At 41.9% G+C, this 17,810-nt stretch carries 24 protein-coding genes and 2 pseudogenes; 20 read left to right on the top strand and 6 right to left on the bottom strand.

The window, feature by feature from the left end:
* Positions 1 to 130: 130 nt before the first annotated feature.
* From gltB to H6G40_RS15120, 5 genes are all read left to right on the top strand, one after another.
* Complete coding sequence (gltB, locus tag H6G40_RS15140) at positions 131 to 4,705, top strand: glutamate synthase large subunit (protein WP_190537902.1); 4,575 nt, start codon at positions 131 to 133, stop codon at positions 4,703 to 4,705.
* Positions 4,706 to 4,790: 85 nt separating this feature from the next.
* The gene (locus H6G40_RS15135) at positions 4,791 to 5,279 is read left to right on the top strand and encodes a hypothetical protein (protein ID WP_069475342.1); all 489 of its coding nucleotides are present in this window, start codon (positions 4,791 to 4,793) and stop codon (positions 5,277 to 5,279) included.
* Positions 5,280 to 5,291: 12 nt separating this feature from the next.
* Entirely contained in the window at positions 5,292 to 6,377 is a 1,086-nt protein-coding gene (locus tag H6G40_RS15130; protein WP_081330906.1) for an HsdM family class I SAM-dependent methyltransferase, read from the top strand.
* 11 nt (positions 6,378 to 6,388) lie between these two features.
* Positions 6,389 to 7,039: a restriction endonuclease subunit S gene (locus H6G40_RS15125; protein WP_069475343.1), complete on the top strand. Its 651-nt coding sequence runs from the start codon at positions 6,389 to 6,391 to the stop codon at positions 7,037 to 7,039.
* 5 nt (positions 7,040 to 7,044) lie between these two features.
* Positions 7,045 to 7,758 (top strand): hypothetical protein, encoded by a 714-nt coding sequence (locus H6G40_RS15120; protein ID WP_242028768.1) that lies wholly within the window; start codon positions 7,045 to 7,047, stop codon positions 7,756 to 7,758.
* 185 nt (positions 7,759 to 7,943) lie between these two features.
* Here the strand turns inward: H6G40_RS15120 and H6G40_RS15115 are convergent, their stop codons facing one another.
* Entirely contained in the window at positions 7,944 to 8,063 is a 120-nt protein-coding gene (locus H6G40_RS15115; protein ID WP_069475345.1) for a type II toxin-antitoxin system Phd/YefM family antitoxin, read from the bottom strand.
* Positions 8,064 to 8,219: 156 nt separating this feature from the next.
* On the opposite strand from H6G40_RS15115, the gene H6G40_RS15110 reads away from it, so the two are divergent.
* The 3 genes from H6G40_RS15110 to H6G40_RS15100 all read left to right on the top strand — a co-directional run bounded on the left by H6G40_RS15110 (position 8,220) and on the right by H6G40_RS15100 (position 9,070).
* Positions 8,220 to 8,459 (top strand): hypothetical protein, encoded by a 240-nt coding sequence (locus H6G40_RS15110; RefSeq protein WP_002791637.1) that lies wholly within the window; start codon positions 8,220 to 8,222, stop codon positions 8,457 to 8,459.
* A complete protein-coding gene (locus tag H6G40_RS15105; protein WP_069475346.1) occupies positions 8,459 to 8,887 on the top strand; it encodes a putative toxin-antitoxin system toxin component, PIN family in 429 nt (142 codons plus the stop codon). The genes H6G40_RS15110 and H6G40_RS15105 overlap by 1 nt, the downstream gene beginning before the upstream one ends.
* 69 nt (positions 8,888 to 8,956) lie before the next feature.
* Complete coding sequence (locus H6G40_RS15100) at positions 8,957 to 9,070, top strand: hypothetical protein (RefSeq protein ID WP_242028767.1); 114 nt, start codon at positions 8,957 to 8,959, stop codon at positions 9,068 to 9,070.
* Here H6G40_RS15100 and H6G40_RS23975 read toward each other — a convergent pair.
* Together H6G40_RS23975 and H6G40_RS15095 are read right to left on the bottom strand one after the other, a co-directional pair.
* Positions 9,038 to 9,169 carry a PIN domain-containing protein gene (locus tag H6G40_RS23975; protein ID WP_420372232.1) on the bottom strand — a complete coding sequence of 44 codons (132 nt, stop codon included), beginning with the start codon at positions 9,167 to 9,169 and terminating at the stop codon, positions 9,038 to 9,040. The genes H6G40_RS15100 and H6G40_RS23975 overlap by 33 nt on opposite strands.
* 251 nt (positions 9,170 to 9,420) lie before the next feature.
* A complete protein-coding gene (locus H6G40_RS15095; RefSeq protein ID WP_002763578.1) occupies positions 9,421 to 9,648 on the bottom strand; it encodes a type II toxin-antitoxin system Phd/YefM family antitoxin in 228 nt (75 codons plus the stop codon).
* 242 nt (positions 9,649 to 9,890) lie between these two features.
* Here H6G40_RS15095 and H6G40_RS15090 point away from each other — a divergent pair, with 242 nt between their 5' ends.
* The 6 genes from H6G40_RS15090 (at position 9,891) to H6G40_RS15065 (ending at position 12,014) form a co-directional block, all read left to right on the top strand.
* A complete protein-coding gene (locus tag H6G40_RS15090) occupies positions 9,891 to 10,115 on the top strand; it encodes a C2H2-type zinc finger protein (protein WP_002737428.1) in 225 nt (74 codons plus the stop codon).
* On the top strand, positions 10,105 to 10,527 hold the full coding sequence (locus H6G40_RS15085; protein ID WP_002738150.1) for a putative toxin-antitoxin system toxin component, PIN family: 423 nt from the start codon (positions 10,105 to 10,107) through the stop codon (positions 10,525 to 10,527). The genes H6G40_RS15090 and H6G40_RS15085 overlap by 11 nt, the downstream gene beginning before the upstream one ends.
* Before the next feature lie 78 nt (positions 10,528 to 10,605).
* Entirely contained in the window at positions 10,606 to 10,848 is a 243-nt protein-coding gene (locus H6G40_RS15080) for a hypothetical protein (RefSeq protein WP_002737040.1), read from the top strand.
* Between the two features lie 31 nt (positions 10,849 to 10,879).
* Positions 10,880 to 11,125, top strand: coding sequence for a ribbon-helix-helix domain-containing protein (locus H6G40_RS15075; protein WP_002737637.1), 246 nt, complete (start codon positions 10,880 to 10,882; stop codon positions 11,123 to 11,125).
* Entirely contained in the window at positions 11,122 to 11,547 is a 426-nt protein-coding gene (locus H6G40_RS15070) for a putative toxin-antitoxin system toxin component, PIN family (protein WP_002750630.1), read from the top strand. Before H6G40_RS15075 ends, H6G40_RS15070 begins: the two co-directional genes overlap by 4 nt.
* Positions 11,548 to 11,789: 242 nt before the next feature.
* Positions 11,790 to 12,014, top strand: a complete 225-nt coding sequence (locus tag H6G40_RS15065) for a hypothetical protein (protein WP_002735305.1) — start codon at positions 11,790 to 11,792, stop codon at positions 12,012 to 12,014.
* A 15-nt stretch (positions 12,015 to 12,029) separates the two neighbouring features.
* On the opposite strand, the pseudogene H6G40_RS15060 reads toward H6G40_RS15065, so the two are convergent.
* A pseudogene (locus H6G40_RS15060) lies at positions 12,030 to 12,634 on the bottom strand (helix-turn-helix domain-containing protein); the annotation flags it as partial.
* Positions 12,635 to 12,890: 256 nt separating this feature from the next.
* On the opposite strand from H6G40_RS15060, the gene cobA reads away from it, so the two are divergent.
* The 5 genes from cobA (at position 12,891) to H6G40_RS15035 (ending at position 16,686) form a co-directional block, all read left to right on the top strand.
* Positions 12,891 to 13,691: a uroporphyrinogen-III C-methyltransferase gene (gene cobA / locus H6G40_RS15055; protein WP_123229972.1), complete on the top strand. Its 801-nt coding sequence runs from the start codon at positions 12,891 to 12,893 to the stop codon at positions 13,689 to 13,691.
* 10 nt (positions 13,692 to 13,701) lie between these two features.
* Positions 13,702 to 14,121 carry a secondary thiamine-phosphate synthase enzyme YjbQ gene (locus H6G40_RS15050; RefSeq protein ID WP_002737818.1) on the top strand — a complete coding sequence of 140 codons (420 nt, stop codon included), beginning with the start codon at positions 13,702 to 13,704 and terminating at the stop codon, positions 14,119 to 14,121.
* A gap of 132 nt (positions 14,122 to 14,253) precedes the next feature.
* Positions 14,254 to 14,748: a photosystem I reaction center subunit III gene (locus H6G40_RS15045; protein WP_002735968.1), complete on the top strand. Its 495-nt coding sequence runs from the start codon at positions 14,254 to 14,256 to the stop codon at positions 14,746 to 14,748.
* A 45-nt stretch (positions 14,749 to 14,793) separates the two neighbouring features.
* A complete protein-coding gene (psaJ, locus tag H6G40_RS15040; protein WP_002738148.1) occupies positions 14,794 to 14,922 on the top strand; it encodes a photosystem I reaction center subunit IX in 129 nt (42 codons plus the stop codon).
* Positions 14,923 to 15,087: 165 nt separating this feature from the next.
* Positions 15,088 to 16,686, top strand: a complete 1,599-nt coding sequence (locus tag H6G40_RS15035; RefSeq protein ID WP_002735621.1) for a peptide ligase PGM1-related protein — start codon at positions 15,088 to 15,090, stop codon at positions 16,684 to 16,686.
* 131 nt (positions 16,687 to 16,817) lie between these two features.
* On the opposite strand, the gene sipA is transcribed toward H6G40_RS15035, so the two are convergent.
* The gene (gene sipA / locus H6G40_RS15030) at positions 16,818 to 17,030 is read right to left on the bottom strand and encodes a regulatory protein SipA (RefSeq protein ID WP_002738252.1); all 213 of its coding nucleotides are present in this window, start codon (positions 17,028 to 17,030) and stop codon (positions 16,818 to 16,820) included.
* Positions 17,031 to 17,038: 8 nt separating this feature from the next.
* A complete protein-coding gene (locus tag H6G40_RS15025) occupies positions 17,039 to 17,278 on the bottom strand; it encodes a hypothetical protein (RefSeq protein ID WP_190537904.1) in 240 nt (79 codons plus the stop codon).
* A 152-nt stretch (positions 17,279 to 17,430) separates the two neighbouring features.
* Here H6G40_RS15025 and H6G40_RS15020 point away from each other — a divergent pair.
* Positions 17,431 to 17,810: pseudogene (locus H6G40_RS15020) on the top strand (ISAs1 family transposase); the annotation flags it as partial.

The following is a 17,810-nucleotide window of genomic DNA, read 5'->3' as shown; positions in this document are numbered from 1 at the left end:
CACATCGAAACATTTCCTTAAGATATAAGACCGAAGGTCCAGTCTGGATACAAAATTGATATACCTAGAATCGCTACTCTGGCTCACCCTCTAGGCCATTCCCTTCCAGACTGCTAGGCTATTAGACAAGATGAATAACAATCAAACTCCACGGAAACAAGGACTATACGATCCCCGATTTGAACATGATGCTTGTGGTGTCGGTTTTATCGTTCATAAAACGGGTAAAAAGTCCCACGATATTGTTGAACAAGCCTTAACAATTTTACTAAACCTCGATCACCGTGGCGCGTGCGGTGCGGAAAAAAATACCGGAGATGGGGCGGGTATTTTATGCCAAATCCCCGACCTATTTTTCCGGAAAGTGACCAGTAATCTAGGTTTTACCTTACCGGCAGCGGGACAATACGGGGTAGGAATGCTCTACACGGCCCCTGATGCCGAAATTCGCGGGAAAAGTCGCCAGGAATTCGAGAAAATCGCCGCCGAAGAGGGGTTAAAAGTTCTCGGTTGGCGTGATGTTCCCACGGATAACTCCAGTTTAGGCAATTCGGCCAAATCTACCGAACCCTTTATCGAACAGGTTTTCATCGAACGCGATGCCAATTTAAGCGATGATCTGGCCTTTGAACGCAAATTATACGTTATTCGCAAACGTTCCCACCTCAGTCGTCAATCTTTTAATCGTTACTGGTATCCTTGCAGTATTTCTAGTCGTACCATTGTCTATAAAGGGCAATTAATGCCAGTACAGGTGGGTGACTATTTTCCCGATTTACACGACCCCGACTTTCAAAGTGCTTTAGGATTAGTCCATTCCCGTTTTAGTACCAATACCTTCCCCAGTTGGGAACGCGCCCACCCTTACCGTTATATTGCCCACAATGGCGAAATTAATACCCTGCGAGGTAATATTAACTGGATGCACGCCCGTCAGTCGATGTTTGCCTCACCCTTATTCGGGGAAGACATCAAAAAAATCCAGCCGGTTATTAATATCGAGGGTAGTGACTCCTTAATTTTTGATAATGCCCTAGAATTAATGGTTTTATCGGGGCGTTCTCTCCCTCACGCTGTCATGATGATGATTCCTGAACCCTGGGCGGCCCACGAATCGATGAGTGATGAGAAAAAAGCCTTTTATGAATACCATTCCTGTTTGATGGAACCCTGGGATGGTCCGGCCTCGATCGCTTTTACCGATGGTACGATGATGGGAGCAGTGTTAGACCGCAATGGTTTACGTCCTTCCCGTTACTACGTCACCAAAGATGACCTAGTAATTATGGCATCGGAAGCGGGAGTTTTACCCATTGAACCGGAACGCGTCGCTTTTAAAGGTCGTCTGCAACCCGGCCGGATGTTCCTTGTGGATATGAAAGAAGGTCGTATCGTGGCCGATGAGGAGATAAAAGAAGCTATTGCCAAAGCTCATCCCTATCGCCAGTGGTTAAACGAAAATTTAGTCAATTTAGATGATTTACCGGCTGTGGAAACTGCGCCACCGGAAACTTCTGTTTCCCTAATCCAACAGCAAACCGCTTTCGGTTACACTTTTGAAGAATTACGTCTTTTATTAGCCCCCATGGGCCGGGATGGAGTGGAAGCAGTGGGTTCCATGGGTTCCGATACACCCCTAGCCGTCTTGTCCGATCGCCCAAAACTGCTTTATGATTACTTTCAGCAGTTATTCGCCCAAGTCACTAACCCCCCGATTGACTCGATTCGCGAAGAAATTATCACCTCTCCCATCACCACTATCGGCGCGGAGAGAAATCTCCTGGATCCGCAGCCGGAAAGCTGTCACCTGATTAAACTTAACTCTCCCATCCTCACTAACGCCCAATTAGCGCGTTTACAGGGCAATAGCGAATTTAAAACCGTGACTATTCCCATTCTCTTCGATCCCACTTCGGGAGTCGAGGGGATGCGTAGCACAATTGAGGCAATTTGTCAAGAGGTGGACGAGGCAATTTTAGCGGGCGCGAGCATTATTATTTTAAGCGATCGAGGTATCGATAAAAATCACGCTCCGATTCCCTCACTGCTGGCAGTTGCCGGTTTACACCACCACCTCATCCGGCAGGGAACCCGTACCAGAGTCGGCCTTGTCCTGGAATCCGGCGAACCCCGGGAAGTGCATCACTACGCCCTTCTCCTCGGTTATGGTTGCGGTGCGATTAATCCCTATCTAGCCTTTGCCACCCTCGGCAGTATGATCGAGGAAGGATTATTGGTAGGAGTTGACCACCAGAGTGCCTGTAAAAACTACATAAAAGCCGCCACCAAGGGCGTAATTAAAGTGGCCTCTAAAATTGGCATTTCTACCCTGCAAAGCTACCGTGGGGCGCAAATATTCGAGGCTATTGGCTTAAATCGATCGGTAGTCGATCGCTATTTTACTTGGACAGCTTCCCGCATTGAAGGGGCCGATTTAGCAATTATTGCCAAAGAATCCCTACTCAGACATGGCCACGCTTTCCCCGACCGGGATGTTAATGTGCATACCCTCGATATTGGCGGTGAATATCAATGGCGTAAGGACGGGGAAGCCCATCTTTTTAGCCCAGAAACCATTCATACCCTGCAACAAGCGGTAAAATTGGGCAAATACGACCTCTTTAAGCAGTATTCCCAACTGGTCAACCAACAGAATCAAAAATTCTTCACTCTGCGGGGACTATTAACCTTTAAAAACCGGGAAAGTATCCCCATCGAAGAAGTGGAACCGATTGAAGCGATTATGAAACGCTTTAAAACCGGGGCCATGAGTTACGGGTCCATTTCCAAAGAGGCCCACGAATCCCTCGCTATTGCCATGAATCGTATCGGTGGCAAGTCGAACACCGGGGAAGGGGGCGAAGATTCCGAGCGCTACACTTGGACAAATGAACAGGGAGACTCGAAAAATAGTGCCATTAAACAGGTAGCTTCCGGCCGTTTTGGTGTCACCAGTCTTTACCTCTCCCAAGCGCGAGAATTGCAGATAAAAATGGCCCAGGGGGCAAAACCGGGCGAAGGCGGTCAATTACCGGGTAAAAAAGTCTATCCTTGGATTGCCAAAGTCCGTCACTCCACCCCCGGAGTTGGTTTAATCTCTCCCCCACCCCACCATGATATCTACTCCATTGAAGACCTAGCGGAGTTGATTCATGACCTAAAAAATGCCAATCGCGCGGCCAGAGTGAGCGTAAAACTGGTTTCTGAGGTGGGAGTTGGTACAATCGCCGCCGGAGTCGCTAAAGCTCACGCTGACGTGGTTTTAATCTCTGGTTTCGATGGTGGGACCGGAGCCTCACCCCAAACCTCGATTAAACACGCGGGTTTACCCTGGGAGTTGGGACTAGCAGAAACCCATCAAACATTGGTGTTAAATAATCTTCGCAGTCGCATTGCGGTGGAAACCGATGGCCAGATGAAAACCGGCCGCGATGTGGTGGTAGCGACGCTATTGGGGGCCGAAGAATTCGGTTTTTCGACCGCGCCACTGGTAACGTTAGGCTGTATTATGATGCGGGTTTGTCATCTTAATACCTGTCCGGCGGGGGTAGCGACCCAGGATCCGTTATTACGGAAGAATTTCATCGGAGATCCCGAATATACGGTGAATTTCATGAAATTTATCGCCCAGGAAGTGCGGGAAATTATGGCCGAATTGGGATTCCGCACCTTAAATGAAATGGTGGGGCGAACTGATGTATTAGAGCCAAAACAGGCTGTAGAACATTGGAAAGCGAAAGGAATTGACCTAACTCCGATTCTCTATCAACCGGAGGTAGATGCAGAGGTAGGGCGTTATTGCCAGATTCCCCAGGACCACGGTTTAGATAAGTCCTTGGATATAACCGTTTTAGTGGATTTATGCAAAGATGCCATTGAAAAAGGCGAAAAAGTCAAGGCGACACTACCGATTAAAAATATTAACCGCGTGGTGGGGACGATTTTAGGCAACGAAATCACTAAACGTCACTGGGAGGGTTTACCCGAAGATACCGTACATCTCCATTTTCAGGGCAGCGCGGGGCAGAGTTTCGGTGCTTTTGTTCCCAAAGGAGTGACACTGGAGTTAGAAGGGGATGCCAATGATTATGTGGGTAAGGGTTTAAGCGGTGGCAAAATCATCGTTTATCCGCCCAAAGGTTCCACTTTTGTGGCCGAGGAGAATATTATCATCGGTAATGTGGCTTTATACGGTGCAACCAGTGGTGAGGTGTATATTTCTGGGGTTGCTGGGGAACGTTTCTGTGTCCGCAATTCTGGAGTTAATACCGTGGTTGAGTCCGTTGGCGACCACGCCTGTGAGTATATGACGGGGGGTAAAGTCGTTGTTTTAGGGCCCACCGGTCGCAATTTCGCGGCGGGAATGAGTGGTGGTGTCGCCTACGTCCTCGATGAGTCAGGGGATTTCGCCACTCGTTGCAATACCCAAATGGTAGCTTTAGAGACCTTAGAAGGGGAAGAAATCAACGATTTACGCGAATTAATTCAACGCCATGCTGATTACACCCATAGTCAAAAAGCGGCGCTAGTTTTAGCAAATTGGTCAGAAATGTTGCCCAAGTTTGTTAAAGTAATGCCCAAGGATTATAAGCGGATGTTGCAGTGTATTAAAGAGGCGTTAGATTCTGGTTTAACTGGCGATTCTGCCCTCGATGCGGCCTTTGAAGCCAACGCCCGCGATGTGGCAAGGATTGGCGGTAGTTAGTTAGTACAAAAATATTGTAGGTTAACATAAAGTTAACCTACAATAAAACTACTATAATTAATCCTTATGCAAAGGAAAATTTGAAATGTTAAAATGGTTAACAAAAGCTATAAGCATAATAATAAGTTTAGAAAACTATGCTGCTTTTGCTAATTCATGTCCAGAGGACTGGCCGCAAAGATTAATCAATAACACTTGGTTTGAAGCAATTGGTTTTATCGAAACTCAGCAAGGAAAATATAATTGTCAAGTTTTAGAATCAGGAATTACTAGCGTTTTTTTCGCTATTAAGTGTAATAATGGTTCGGTTATCTATAAAACCGAAGATTTTTGTTATGAAGATGATCCATCTAGAGACAATCCTAATAGAAGATGTGCTGATTTTATATTTCTAATTGATAAAAATGGTTCTGAATTTAAAATGAATTATGAAATAATAATGAACCAGATTTGTAATAATGGAATAATGACTCAGCAACTCAATTTTATTGCTTTTCAATCAAGTTTTAGGTTTAGTGGTTCTGTTATTATCAAATTACGTTATCGTCCTGTCTTAAAGCCAGAAGGTTTTTAGGAGATTAACAAAATGTATAATCTAAATCTTGATCAAAAAGTGCGAGGTAAAAGAATGTTAGAAACTAAAGCTCTGAAAGATATAGAGTTAGCTTTTAGACAGTTTGGCTATGAAGGGGAAGATGTATTCAATGTAATTGCCTATTCTTACATTGATGTTTTTGCCATTGAAACTACTAAAAAGCTCGATAAGATTATTATGAAAGGGCGATGCTTATCAGAAATTGTATTTCAAGACAAGACTCTTCAAGAAATAATTTATTGTCAGATAAAAAACGATGTCAATGGAAAAAACCTACCTATTTTTTATCAATACTTTTTAGCTAAAAGATTCAGAGACATTACGGGAAAGTTTTTTACCCCACACGCAATAGCAGAACAAATGGTCAGTATGCTTCCTATTAAATCGGATGCTTTAATAATGGATCCTACTTGTGGCAGTGGAACTTTTCTAAAAGAAGCGGGAGAACGTTGGCAATATAAACCTTGTCATCTCATTGCCAATGATGTAGATGAGATGTTGGTCTGTTTAACGGAATTAGTTTTAAGAATAAATACTAACCAAAGTCACAATATTTCTCTATTTACGTCGAATATTTATCGTCCCGATCAAGAAATTCAAACACTATTTGGTCAAGTAGATTACATTGTAGCAAATCCACCGTTTTCACTGCCAATAGACTTGTTAGAATCTCAAAGCGACTTATTCAATTTAGGCTATAGAAATAGCGATGCTCTATTTATTGATTTAGCTCTAGAGTTATTAAAGCCTGACGGACGTTTAGTTTGTCTTTTGCCTCATTCAATTATCTCAAATAAAGAGTACGAAAAGTTACGTCAAAGTGTCGAGAAAAGTTGGTTATTAACTGCCGTTATAATATTACCTGAAGGCGTTTTTCAATCAACTTCAAATACCACGACTCGTGCCGATATTATTGTCTTGGACAAAAAAGGTAAAAATACAATAAATAAAAAGACGATTTTTTCTAATATTTCTTCAATTGGCATCCCCCTGAACAATCAGCAAAAAAAGACAGAAAGCAACGATCTAAAAACATTGCTAGAAAACAAGGAAGTCGCCAAAGTTCTCGGTATTTAAGTATAAAAACAATGAAAAAAAACGGGCATACTTTTTTGACAATAGTAGATACCTGTAAGATAGAAGCAGGTATCTGGAATCCCTATCATTACAAAAAGAATGAATTAGGTTATACTCTATCAGATTTTGTTGATATTCAAAAAATTATCAATCATAAATGCGATATTAGTTTGTGTCATTTTGCACCGATAGAATATAAAAACATTCCAAAAGGAGAACTATTAACCTTTGTCCTAGAAGATAATTATTTGGCAAAAGGACGATATAGTGTTGTCGGTGAACAATCTCTAATTTTTGGCACTATGAGAGCCTATCTTGGCAATGTTTTAGTAACACCAAAAGCAACTTGGATCGAAAAAGATAGTCCCTTATTCTATCCTATTAATTCAGAGTTTGTAGAGATCATACCCAAAGATAACCTACCTTATTTTTGGTGGTGTTATCTCAAATCAGCTTTATTTCTCCATCAAATGCCAGCAGGGAGTGGTGGAACACGTCCAAGAGTAAGCGTAGAGAATTTGGAACAGATACCTGTAAGCGTTCCTACATTGCAAGAACGGACAAAAATAAACTCTAGTTTAATAGTTCTAGCAGAGCAATCTTGGCACAACCTTCTTACTTGCAGACAGATAATGAAACAGGCAAATTTATCAAATAATTAATGATTATGCCCGATATATCACCACAAGAAATTCAATCACTACGCAATATTTTTAAGTCATTGATTGGCATAAAAATAGATTGGTTGAGTATTCCAGATCAAGCACTAAAAGGATTTGAACCTAGCCAAGTGGCTGTAATTGTTAACACACTTTTAGATGGAGTTTTACCCCAAATTCAATTAATTTTAAATTATCAAAATCAGGAAAAAATTACAAACATTGGACTAGAGAAATCTCCCAGTCAAATTGGAGAACGAGAAAGTTATCCCGACTACATTCATATTTCAGGCAAAAGAGTAGAGTTAAAAGGTTTATTTGTAGATAATAAAACTTTACAACTCAAAAGACCACCGACACCAAGAGAACCATCGGCAAGACTAAAAGAAAATATTACGATTGATAGTATTGATGCCGAAAAAGATGTTTTATTGATTGCAGCTATTCAACTTCAAGAAGAAAATGGTTTTTGTTCACCATTTATCGTTGACATTGAAGTGTTTTCAATGATCGATTGCATTCGAGCAAGAGATCAACGATTGATAGAAACTGGCGGTAAATGGATTGATAATGTTCCCAAGGTGATTAGTAATAATGGCAGGAAAAAACAAAGGGCAGGGGAAACATTGGCAGATAATGATTATGAAAAAGATACTAATTTTGGTAAATTAAAACGAATACCATATCCGCCACTACAAGATTTTTTAACTAAATGGACTTAAAAGATCATTAATACTTAGGGCTTGCTAAATATCAGTGGAGGTCATGCTAGAAAATGGCTTGGGGTTTTTTTGGCAAAAAAGTGCAAGAAACAAACGTTGAGAAATCGAAATATGGACTTAAAACCCTTGCACTTTCGCTCTTTGATCGCGAAGGTTTATGCTTCGAGGTGTGCGAGATCATTCTATTATTCTGATAATTTTGCCAGTGGGAGATTATTATCGGTAATTAACAATTCTTCCCCTAGTTTGAGATTGTATATCATTTCGGGCAGTTTGGCTTGAGCTTCTTGGAGAGAGACAATCATAATTTTACGGCAAGCGCGAAGATGAAAGGATTTTCTAGTCCGATAATTTCTCGATTCTAACCGATCGAAGCCCGGAAGGTGTAGGCGAACCGAAAACCCTCTCCATTAAGGACTCGTGTTAAACTGATTAATCATGCTGGTGTCTAGAAGCGACCTATGCCGAACTTAACCTTAAGCAATGAACAAGTGATCGAATTAGTCAAACAACTCCCCGAAGCACAGCAACAGGAAGTTTATAAAATTCTCATCCTCAGTCAGTGGAGACAGTTGGAACCAGTATTTAATGAAGGAGCAGAAAGAGCTAGAATCGTAGCCAAAGAACGCGGCTATGATTGGGATACTATGACCGAAGACGAAAGAGAAGAATTTATCGATGAAATCGTTCACGAAAAATAGTGACCTATGTAGTTGTTTTTCATACAAATATATTAATCTCTGCTTGGCTGTCTAAAAGCAGCCCTACATTTTCCTGCTTATCGTTAGCGAAGACGGGATCGGTATCTTCAGTAACCTGCCAAGAGATTTTAGACGAATTAACCGAAAAACTCCAGCAGAAATTTCAAATATCTGAACGGGGACTTAGAGAATATATCGCGGAAATTCGTCAATTTTCTAGCCTTGTTCCGATAACAAGACAACTGAGAGCGGTTCCCAACGATCCCGATGACGATATGATCATAGAATGTGCGATCGCTGGCAAGGCTACCCATATTATCACGGGGGACAAACATCTTCTTTCACTGGTTGAATATCAAAATATTCAGATCGTGAAAGCAAAAGACTTTTTGGACTTTTTAGATCGAAATAATAACCATGAATTATGAACTTTACTCAATGGGATTTTATTAAAAGATATTCGCGAAGCAAGATTATCCGCAGGAGACGTGGGGACATTGGTAGAAAAACATCAAATCGAGGGATTAGAAACGGGTTATAGTGTCGAGTTTTCCGATAGGTTGAGAAAAACGATCGCCCTACCAAAGACGTTGAATACCGTACCGATCTAAAATAGTATCTACACTAATAATCGGAATATTTTCAACAATGGCTTGAGCTACCAGAAGGCGATCAAAGGGGTCTTTATGATAAAAAGGAAGGGTGATCAGCGCATCCGTATGTTCTGGTGTGATGGCAAGGATATTAAATTGATATTGATTAAGGCATACGTCGATAAAATCTTTGTAAGATTGATGTAAAATGAGTTTACCGATACTGATTTTGATGGCGATTTCCTAATAGGATGCTGGGCTGATTAATATTTCGTTATTTTGGTTAATAATTAGTTGATGGGCGGCGCTACTTAGTGGGGATTCGTTGAGTGTGTACCAAAGCAGAGTATGGGTATCGATTAGACATTTCAATGCAGATACTCCGCAAAGTCTTGTAAGTGTTCTTCATCATCGGCCACGATGGTAATCATTCCTTTACATAGGCCAGGCCCCGGACGTTGGGGAGATGTGGGGGTTTGCCCGATTAATTTGGCTAGTGGGAGATTATTATCGGTAATCAACAATTCTTCTCCCGGTTTGAGATTGTATATCAGTTCGGGCAGTTTGGCTTGAGCTTCTTGGAGAGAGACAATCATAATTTTACGGCAAGCGCGAAGATGAAAGGACTTTCTAGGCCGATAATTTCTCGATTCTAACCGATCGAACCCCGGAAGGTGTAGGCGAACCGAAAACCTTCTCCATTAAGGACTGGTGTTAAACTGATTAATCATGCTGGTGTCTAGAATTGACCTATGCCGAACTTAACCTTAAGCAACGAACAAGTTATCGACTTATTCAAACAACTCCCCAAAGCACAGCAAGAATGAGCCTTAATACTATGAGCAAAATTTTGATCGAAGTCAGTCCCGAAGCGGCAGAAGTCTATCAATCCGCATCCCCGGAGGAACAAGAACGCGTCCGGGTTCTTGTCGATTTGCTAATTAGAAAGCCAGTTAACAGCGATATCGATTTCTTGAGAAAACTAATGGACGAAATTAGTGATGAGGCGGAAGCTAGAGGATTAACCCCCGAAATTTTAGAATCTTTACTAAATGAGCCTTGAATATTCTTTTATTCTCGATACCAACGTTTTAGTAAGCGCGCTTCTGTCGAAAAACGGCAAAGCTCGTCAGGCATTAGACAAAGCCCAAAATATCGGCAAGCTTTTAATGTCCGAATCTACTTTGTTAGAATTGATCACTGTTTTCAATCGTCCCAAATTCGATAGATATGCCTCCTCAGCAAAAAGGCGGCTATTTATAACGGCGATAGAAAGAACCGCGGAAATTGTCGTGATTCGAGAGAAAATCAAGGTTTGCAGAGATGAGAAAAATAATCAGTATTTAGAACTAGCGATCGATGGTCAAGCTACCTGTATTGTAAGCGGCGATTCTGATCTATTAGTTTTAAATCCATTTCGAGAAATCCCAATTTTAACGATTCAAGAATTTCTAGATCATGACTTTTCCCGTTAGCGATCAGTCCCCCCACCCACGAGCCGGCTAGAGACTCGTGTTAAACTGATTAATCATGCTGGTGTCTAGAAGCGACCTATGCCGAACTTAACCTTAAGCAACGAACAAGTGATCGAATTAGTCAAACAACTCCCCGAAGACCAGAAACAGGAAGTTTATAAAATTCTCATCCTCAGTCAGTCGGACCGATGGGAATCCTTGTCTAACTACGCCATTGACAAAGCTCGAATCGTAGCCAAAGAACGCGGCTATGATTGGGATACCATGACGGAAGAAGAAAAAGAAGAATTTATCGATGAAATCGTTCACGAACCATCATAATATCCACCGAATTTACAGAGTGTATTTCACCATGAATATTACCTTAAATCCCGAATTAGAACAATTAATTAACTCTCAATTAGCGACAGGAAACTATAACAGCGTTGAAGATTTATTAAAAGACGCTTTGTTAAATTTAGCGGACAAACAAAACCGTCAGACTTTAAACCAACAAGTTAAAGAACTCTTTGATAAAACTCAATCCTTACCCGGCGTTCAGGATATTACCGAAGAAGATATCGCCGCAGAAATTGAAGCCTATCGGAGAGGCGAATGAAAGTCGTGATCGATACGAATATTCTAGTTTCGGCAATTTTAAAAGGAAGGTTGCCGAGAACGGTTATACAATTCGTGATCGAGTCTAATAAAATCGAATGGATTGTTTCCGAAGCTATTTTAACTGAATATAAAGATGTTGTCAGCCGTCCTAAGTTTAAGCTGTCGGAAGGAGTGATAAGAGAATGGTATAGGATTTTCGATACAGTTCCTAGATTAATTGATGTTCACAGCACCGTTGATTTCCCTAGAGATCGATCGGATGCTAAATTTCTAGCTTGTGTGATGACAAGTGATGCTGACTTTTTGATCACAGGTGATAAAGACTTTGAAGAAGTAGATAATTTAGGATCGACAACTATAATTTCTGCCTCAGAATTTAAAGCACTCGTGATCGATCCCGTTGCGGATGAAGAATCTTGAAATCCTGTTGATCCCGCGATACTCGATCGAAGGAGTCTTTATGATAAAAAGGAAGGGTAATCAGCTCCTCCGTAGGTTCTGGTGTGATGGCAAGGATATTAAATTGATATTGATTAAGACATAATTAGCTGGTTATAATTAAATTAAAAATGGACTATGCGGAACTTAACCTTAAGCAATGAACAAGCACTCGAATTAGTCAAACAACCCCCCGAAGCATAGCAAGAATGAGCCTTAATAATATGAGCAAAATTTTGATCGAAGTCAGTCCCAAAACAGCGGCAGCCGATCAATCCGCATCCTCTGAAGAAAAAGAGCGTGTTCGGATTTTTATTGATCTGTTGATGAGAAAGCCGAGTAAAGACGATAGGGACTTTCTTGGTAAGCTGATGGACGAAATTAGCAATCGATCCGAAGCTAGAGGATTAACACCCGAAATCCTAGAATCTCTATTAAATGAGCCTTGAATATTATTTCGTTTATATATTGACTAATGCGACAACTTTTTCTAAGCTTATAGCACTAATTATTGAAATATTTCTTCCTCTTTTTTGTGGTTTTATTTCTCGATCTCTTTGGGCAATTAAGGCTCTAGCATAGAGTCTCAAAAGGGCTAAATTTACCCCCGATTCATCGATAAAAATTAGTTTTGATGCCTCAATTTCCCGCACTTGTGACCAGTATTCTACTCTTTTTTGCTCTACCCTGTCACTTTCTTTTTCCGCCGCGTGTAGTGTTTTTTTTTGAAACTGTAATTGAGTTTTTGCGTCAGCCGCCCCAGGGTGGCTCTACTGACTTTCACCTGTGTCTTTTCATACAGTAATTCTGATAATTCTTCGAGAGTTGCATCATTGTTAGCTTCGATGATTTCTATTAAAATTATCAGTTGTTCACTATTTAACTTGGTTGGCGGACTTCCCCCTTGCGGACGAGGACGGATATCTCCTGTTTCTTTATATTGCTTCAATAACTTCTGAATAAAGCTTTTAGCCACGTCAAATCTCTGGGCTAGTCCTCGAATGGAAATTTTTTCTTTCTTCCAGACATCGATAATTTTTTGGCGAAAATCTACAGAATAGGGTCTCATAGGAAGCTGGCGAGTTCTATTATTTGTCTATTTGCTTTCTATTGTACCTCATAGCTCCAAGAATTTCTATAGACAAGATTTAGGATCAGAGTGATCGCTAGATTAAAGGTTAAGTAATGTTAAGATCATAATTCTTCATGAAGAAAGCGCATGATCGCCGAGTGACTGTAGCTAAAAATACCAAATTTTGCCCCAGTCACAATAAAGTAGGGATCAAGCGCATTCGATCGAAGCAAGAATTTTCTCCCCAGTATCTATGAATCAATCAGAAAGTTGCGGTAAGGTCTATCTCGTCGGTGCGGGTCCCGGGGATCCCGGTTTGTTGACCTTAAAAGCGAAAGTTCTCTTAGAAAACGCCGATGTTGTCCTCTATGATGCCCTAGTCAGCCCCTCGATTCTAGCCATGATTAACCCCAAGGCCGAACAAATCCATGGGGGTAAGCGTCGCGGTCGTCATTCTCTGGTACAGGAGGAAATCACCGATTTACTGATCCAAAAGGCCCAGACTAATGCCGTGGTTGTTCGTCTCAAGGGAGGTGATCCCTTTGTTTTTGGTCGCGGGGGTGAAGAAATGCTCGATCTGATCACCGCCGGAATTAGCGTCGAGATCGTGCCGGGGATCACTTCAGGAATTGCCGTGCCTGCCTACGCCGGTATTCCCCTCACCCATCGCGATTATAGTTCCTCCGTTACCTTCGTCACCGGCCACGAGATGGCGGGTAAATATCGTCCTCAAGTTAACTGGTCAGCGATCGCCCATGGTGCGGAAACAATTGTCGTTTACATGGGTGTGCATAATTTACCCCATATTATCGGCGAGTTAACCAAGGCGGGCAGAAGTCCAGAAACACCAATCGCCCTGATTCGCTGGGGAACAACACCGCAACAACAGCAGTTAATCGGTACTTTCAGCACGATTATGGACCAGATTGAAGCCACCGGCTTTGAAGCCCCAGCGATCGCTGTTATCGGTGCAGTGGTGGACCTTCACGATCTCTTGCAAGCGGGACAACCTTTGCTATCGAGGACAATCCCCCCCACCCCCATTTCTCCCTGATTCGGTTGCCATGCGTCAATATCAAAAATCCCTGACGATTACCACCAGTCCCAAGAATTTCCATCGTCTCACTGCCCCCATAGAAGCGATCGTAGCCGAATCGGGCATAACGACGGGATTATGCAGTATATTTGTCTGTCACACCTCCGCTTCCTTGCTGATCCAAGAAAATGCCGATCCCGATGTTCTCACCGATTTGGCCAATTTCTTCGCCAAGTTAGTCCCGGAAGATAGCAGTCTCTACTATCACTCTACCGAAGGGCCAGACGATATGCCCGCTCACATTCGCTCGGTCCTAACCCGAACATCGGAACAAATCCCGATCGCTAGGGGTAAATTAGTTTTAGGCATCTGGCAAGGTATCTATCTCTGGGAACATCGTCAGAGTCGTCACCAAAGACAAGTGGTGGTTCATATCACCGGGATCTGAAGCTTTGCGTATAGTTTTGTAATAGAAACTTTACTCGTACCCCTCATCGGAGTAAGATTTTTTCCGTGTACGATCAAATTGTTCGCTTTTTGAACAAAGAACTTCATATTTCGTAACAAAAGGAAACAATTTATGCGAAAATTGTTCGCTCTGGCCCTGGTGCTATCCCTCTGGTTCACCTTTGCCGCTCCAGCGTCGGCTGATTTGTCCAATCTGACCCCTTGTAGCGAAAATCCCGCTTTCCTACAAAAAGCGAAGAGTTTCCGCAACACCACTCCTGACCCCGAATCGGGAGCCAAACGCGCTCAAACCTACTCCCAAGCTCTCTGTGGACCGGAAGGCTATCCCCACCTAATTGTTGATGGTCGTTGGGACCACATGGGCGATTTCTTTATCCCTAGCATCCTATTCCTGTACATTACCGGTTGGATCGGTTGGGTTGGTCGGGCCTATTTAATCGCCGTGCGCGACGACAAAGATGCCGAAATGAAGGAAATCATCATCGATGTTCCCCTCGCTCTCAGCAAAATGTTAACGGGTTTTCTCTGGCCCTTGGCGGCTTTACAAGAAGCCACTTCCGGTAAATTAACCGTTAAGGATTCGGAAATTACCGTTTCCCCTCGTTAATTTTTGTGTCAAACCCTTGACTTTTTATTCCCTAGGAGAACTCAGATGGAAGGACTTACTAAATTTCTCTCGTCCGCACCCGTGTTAATTATGGCGCTGCTGACTTTCACTGCCGGGATTTTAATCGAATTCAATCGCTTTTATCCCGATCTCTTATTCCACCCGCTAGGTTAAAGCCAATCTCAGGTGATTAAAAGGGATACAGAGTCCACTGTATCCCTTTTTAATGGCAATGATCCCAGGGATTGGGGAATATTAAGAAAAGAAAGACACTGGAGACGACAGGCTCTCAAAATCGATAAGATACAGGTATCTGCAACCCCAGAGGTGGGACAAACCATGCTGTTAGATAGAGATTTGATGCTAGAAAAGCGGCTGCGGTATCAAGAATTACAAGAAAAATTAAAAGAGATTTGGCAGGGAGAAAACGTTCTCGAATCGGATGAATGCGATTATGATATCCTAGTTATCCCTTCTTTTAGTATCGATCAGAGAGTCGGTCAAAAAGTGGCGGGGTTTTTACATTACGAAGAAAGATTATTATTTTCTCTGATTCGATTGCGACACCCGAAAACTCGTTTAATCTATGTAACAGCGCAGCCACTTTCGCGGATGGTGATTGATTATTACCTGCAATTGTTGCCTGGGATTCCTTTTTCCCATGCTAATAATCGTCTGTTATTACTGACAACTCACGATAACTCTTTTCAACCTTTAACCCAAAAAATTCTGGACAGACCGCGCTTAGTAGCAAGAATCCGGCAAGCGTTGCGTCGAGATCGGGCCTATATGGTTTGTTTTAATTCTACTAATTTAGAGCGAGAATTGTCTTTACAATTAGATATTCCTTTATTTGCCTCTAGTCCAGATTTATTGTATTGGGGTTCTAAAAGTGGCAGTCGCGAGATTTTTGGTCAAGGCAATATTCCCCATCCTGACGGTAGTTTACAGGTAAATACGGTCAAAGATTTGTTATACGAAGCTGCTAGTTTGTGGTCCCGTCAACCGCAACTAAAACGCATGGTAGTGAAGTTAAATGAGGGGTTATCGGGAGAAGGAAATGCAGTTTTAGATTTACGTCCTTTAGGGGAAATTGTTGATAGTAACAGCCTAGATTTAAGCGAGAAAATGAATCTCTTGGCTAAACTATTAGACAAGATGAGTTTTCAAGCAAGGGATGAAAATTGGGACAGTTTTTCTGGCAGAATTGCTGAATTAGGGGCAATTGTCGAAGCTTTTATTGAAGGAGAAGAAAAGCGATCGCCGAGTGTGCAAGGTTATATTACACCCACGGGAGAAGTGAAGATTCTTTCCACTCACGATCAAATTTTAGGGGGTCCCGATGGTCAAATTTATCTAGGTTGCCATTTTCCCGCTGATGAAAATTATCGCCTGCAATTACAGGAATTAGGTCTAAAAATAGGGGAAATTCTGGCAGCCAAGGGAGCAATTGAACGCTATGGAGTTGATTTCGTCGCTGTTAAAAATCCAGAAACTTTAGTCTGGGATCTACAGGCGATCGAAATTAATCTGCGAAAAGGAGGAACCACCCATCCTTTTATGACTTTGAAACTTTTAACTAATGGTAAATATGATCGAGAAACTGGATTATTTTTCAGTCAACCTCACCAAGAAAAGTATTATATTGCCTCCGATAATCTCCACAAACCCCAATACAAAGGTTTACTTCCCGATGATTTAATGGATATTATTGCTAAACATCACTTACATTTTGATAGTAGCAGTAAAACGGGAACGGTTTTTCATCTCATGGGTGCGCTGTCAGAATTTGGTAAATTAGGGTTAACTTGTATCGGCAATTCTAGTGAGGAAGCGGCGGCAATTTATCAGCGTGTGGAACAGGTTTTAGATTGGGAAACAGAGCCTAGTTCCATAAATTTAGGTTATTATTCTGGATTACCGATCACTTGGATATAACTAGACTGATTTACTGGGTATAATTTTTTGTCTGAGAGATTTAATCATCCAAGCAGGCAGTTTCTGGCAGCCAATGACCGATAGTTTTACCTTGGTTAAAAGTTGTCTTGACTGCGATGCACTTAACTGGTTTAAATGACCTCTAAATATTTGCTATCGAGCAGAAATGAGCCTCGATCGAATTTTACACCCCAATAACCCCCCGGCCGGCGATCAATAACCGTGCCTATATCGTCGATATTGAGCAGATCCGGCGGCCGTAACATAGGCATGGGATCGGCGGTTTTCAGGTAAGGGGGAATGGCAATCAGACGGACTTTTCCCCCGATGCTAATTTCACTCATGGTACTGACTAGATGCGATCGTGATAATCTTCCAAGTTAGCATATTTCAAATCATTCTCAAGATAGATTCCCCAAAGAATAGGTGTTGTGTAAGCTGTCGTCGTCCACCTTTGGTGTTGGGTTAAGGTGTTGCCTAACCTAGCGGCGCGGGTGGCGATCGCTATCAGTACAACCAAAAAAACCAAAATCTGAATCGTTAGTTGGGGAGAAGAATGTAAAGATTTCTTAAATTGTATTTTTTGATACATTTGTGGGAAGAGAAATGTGTAAAAAAACGTTGTCTCCCTTTGTTCTTGGGTTGGGGTGTTGCCTGACCTAGCAAAGAAACGACAAAAGTAGGCTAATAGCCTCAAAGCATAAGACTACAAGCTTACACACAAAAAACACTACTCAGGAATAAAAAGTGTCTGAAATCGACGAAGGGCAAGCTATAATTGAGGATTGCTCTCTCCAAAATAAAGTTTTTACTGGCGATGCTTTACACTGTCAGAAAAAAACAATCAGCTTAATAATCAAGAGTAAAAATGATTATGTTATCACCGTTAAAGGAAATCAGAAAAATCTTTATCAGCGAATACAAGACCTGAGTAATTCCTCAAAGCCAGAAAGTTGCTTTCTCAAACAAGATAATAGTCATGGACGAAAAATATCAAGAAAAATAGAAGTTTTTAAAGTGAGGAAAAATGAAAGACAAGGGTTTGAAAATCTGCGCCGAATTATTAAAGTAGAAAGAAGGGGTAGTCGCGGGGATAAAACTTATGAAGAAACAGCTTACTATAT

Source organism: Microcystis viridis FACHB-1342, assembly GCF_014698335.1.
Taxonomy (GTDB): domain Bacteria; phylum Cyanobacteriota; class Cyanobacteriia; order Cyanobacteriales; family Microcystaceae; genus Microcystis; species Microcystis ichthyoblabe_A.
The sequence above is the reverse complement of the archived record's forward strand: the minus strand, read 5'-3'. Positions and strand labels throughout refer to the sequence as shown.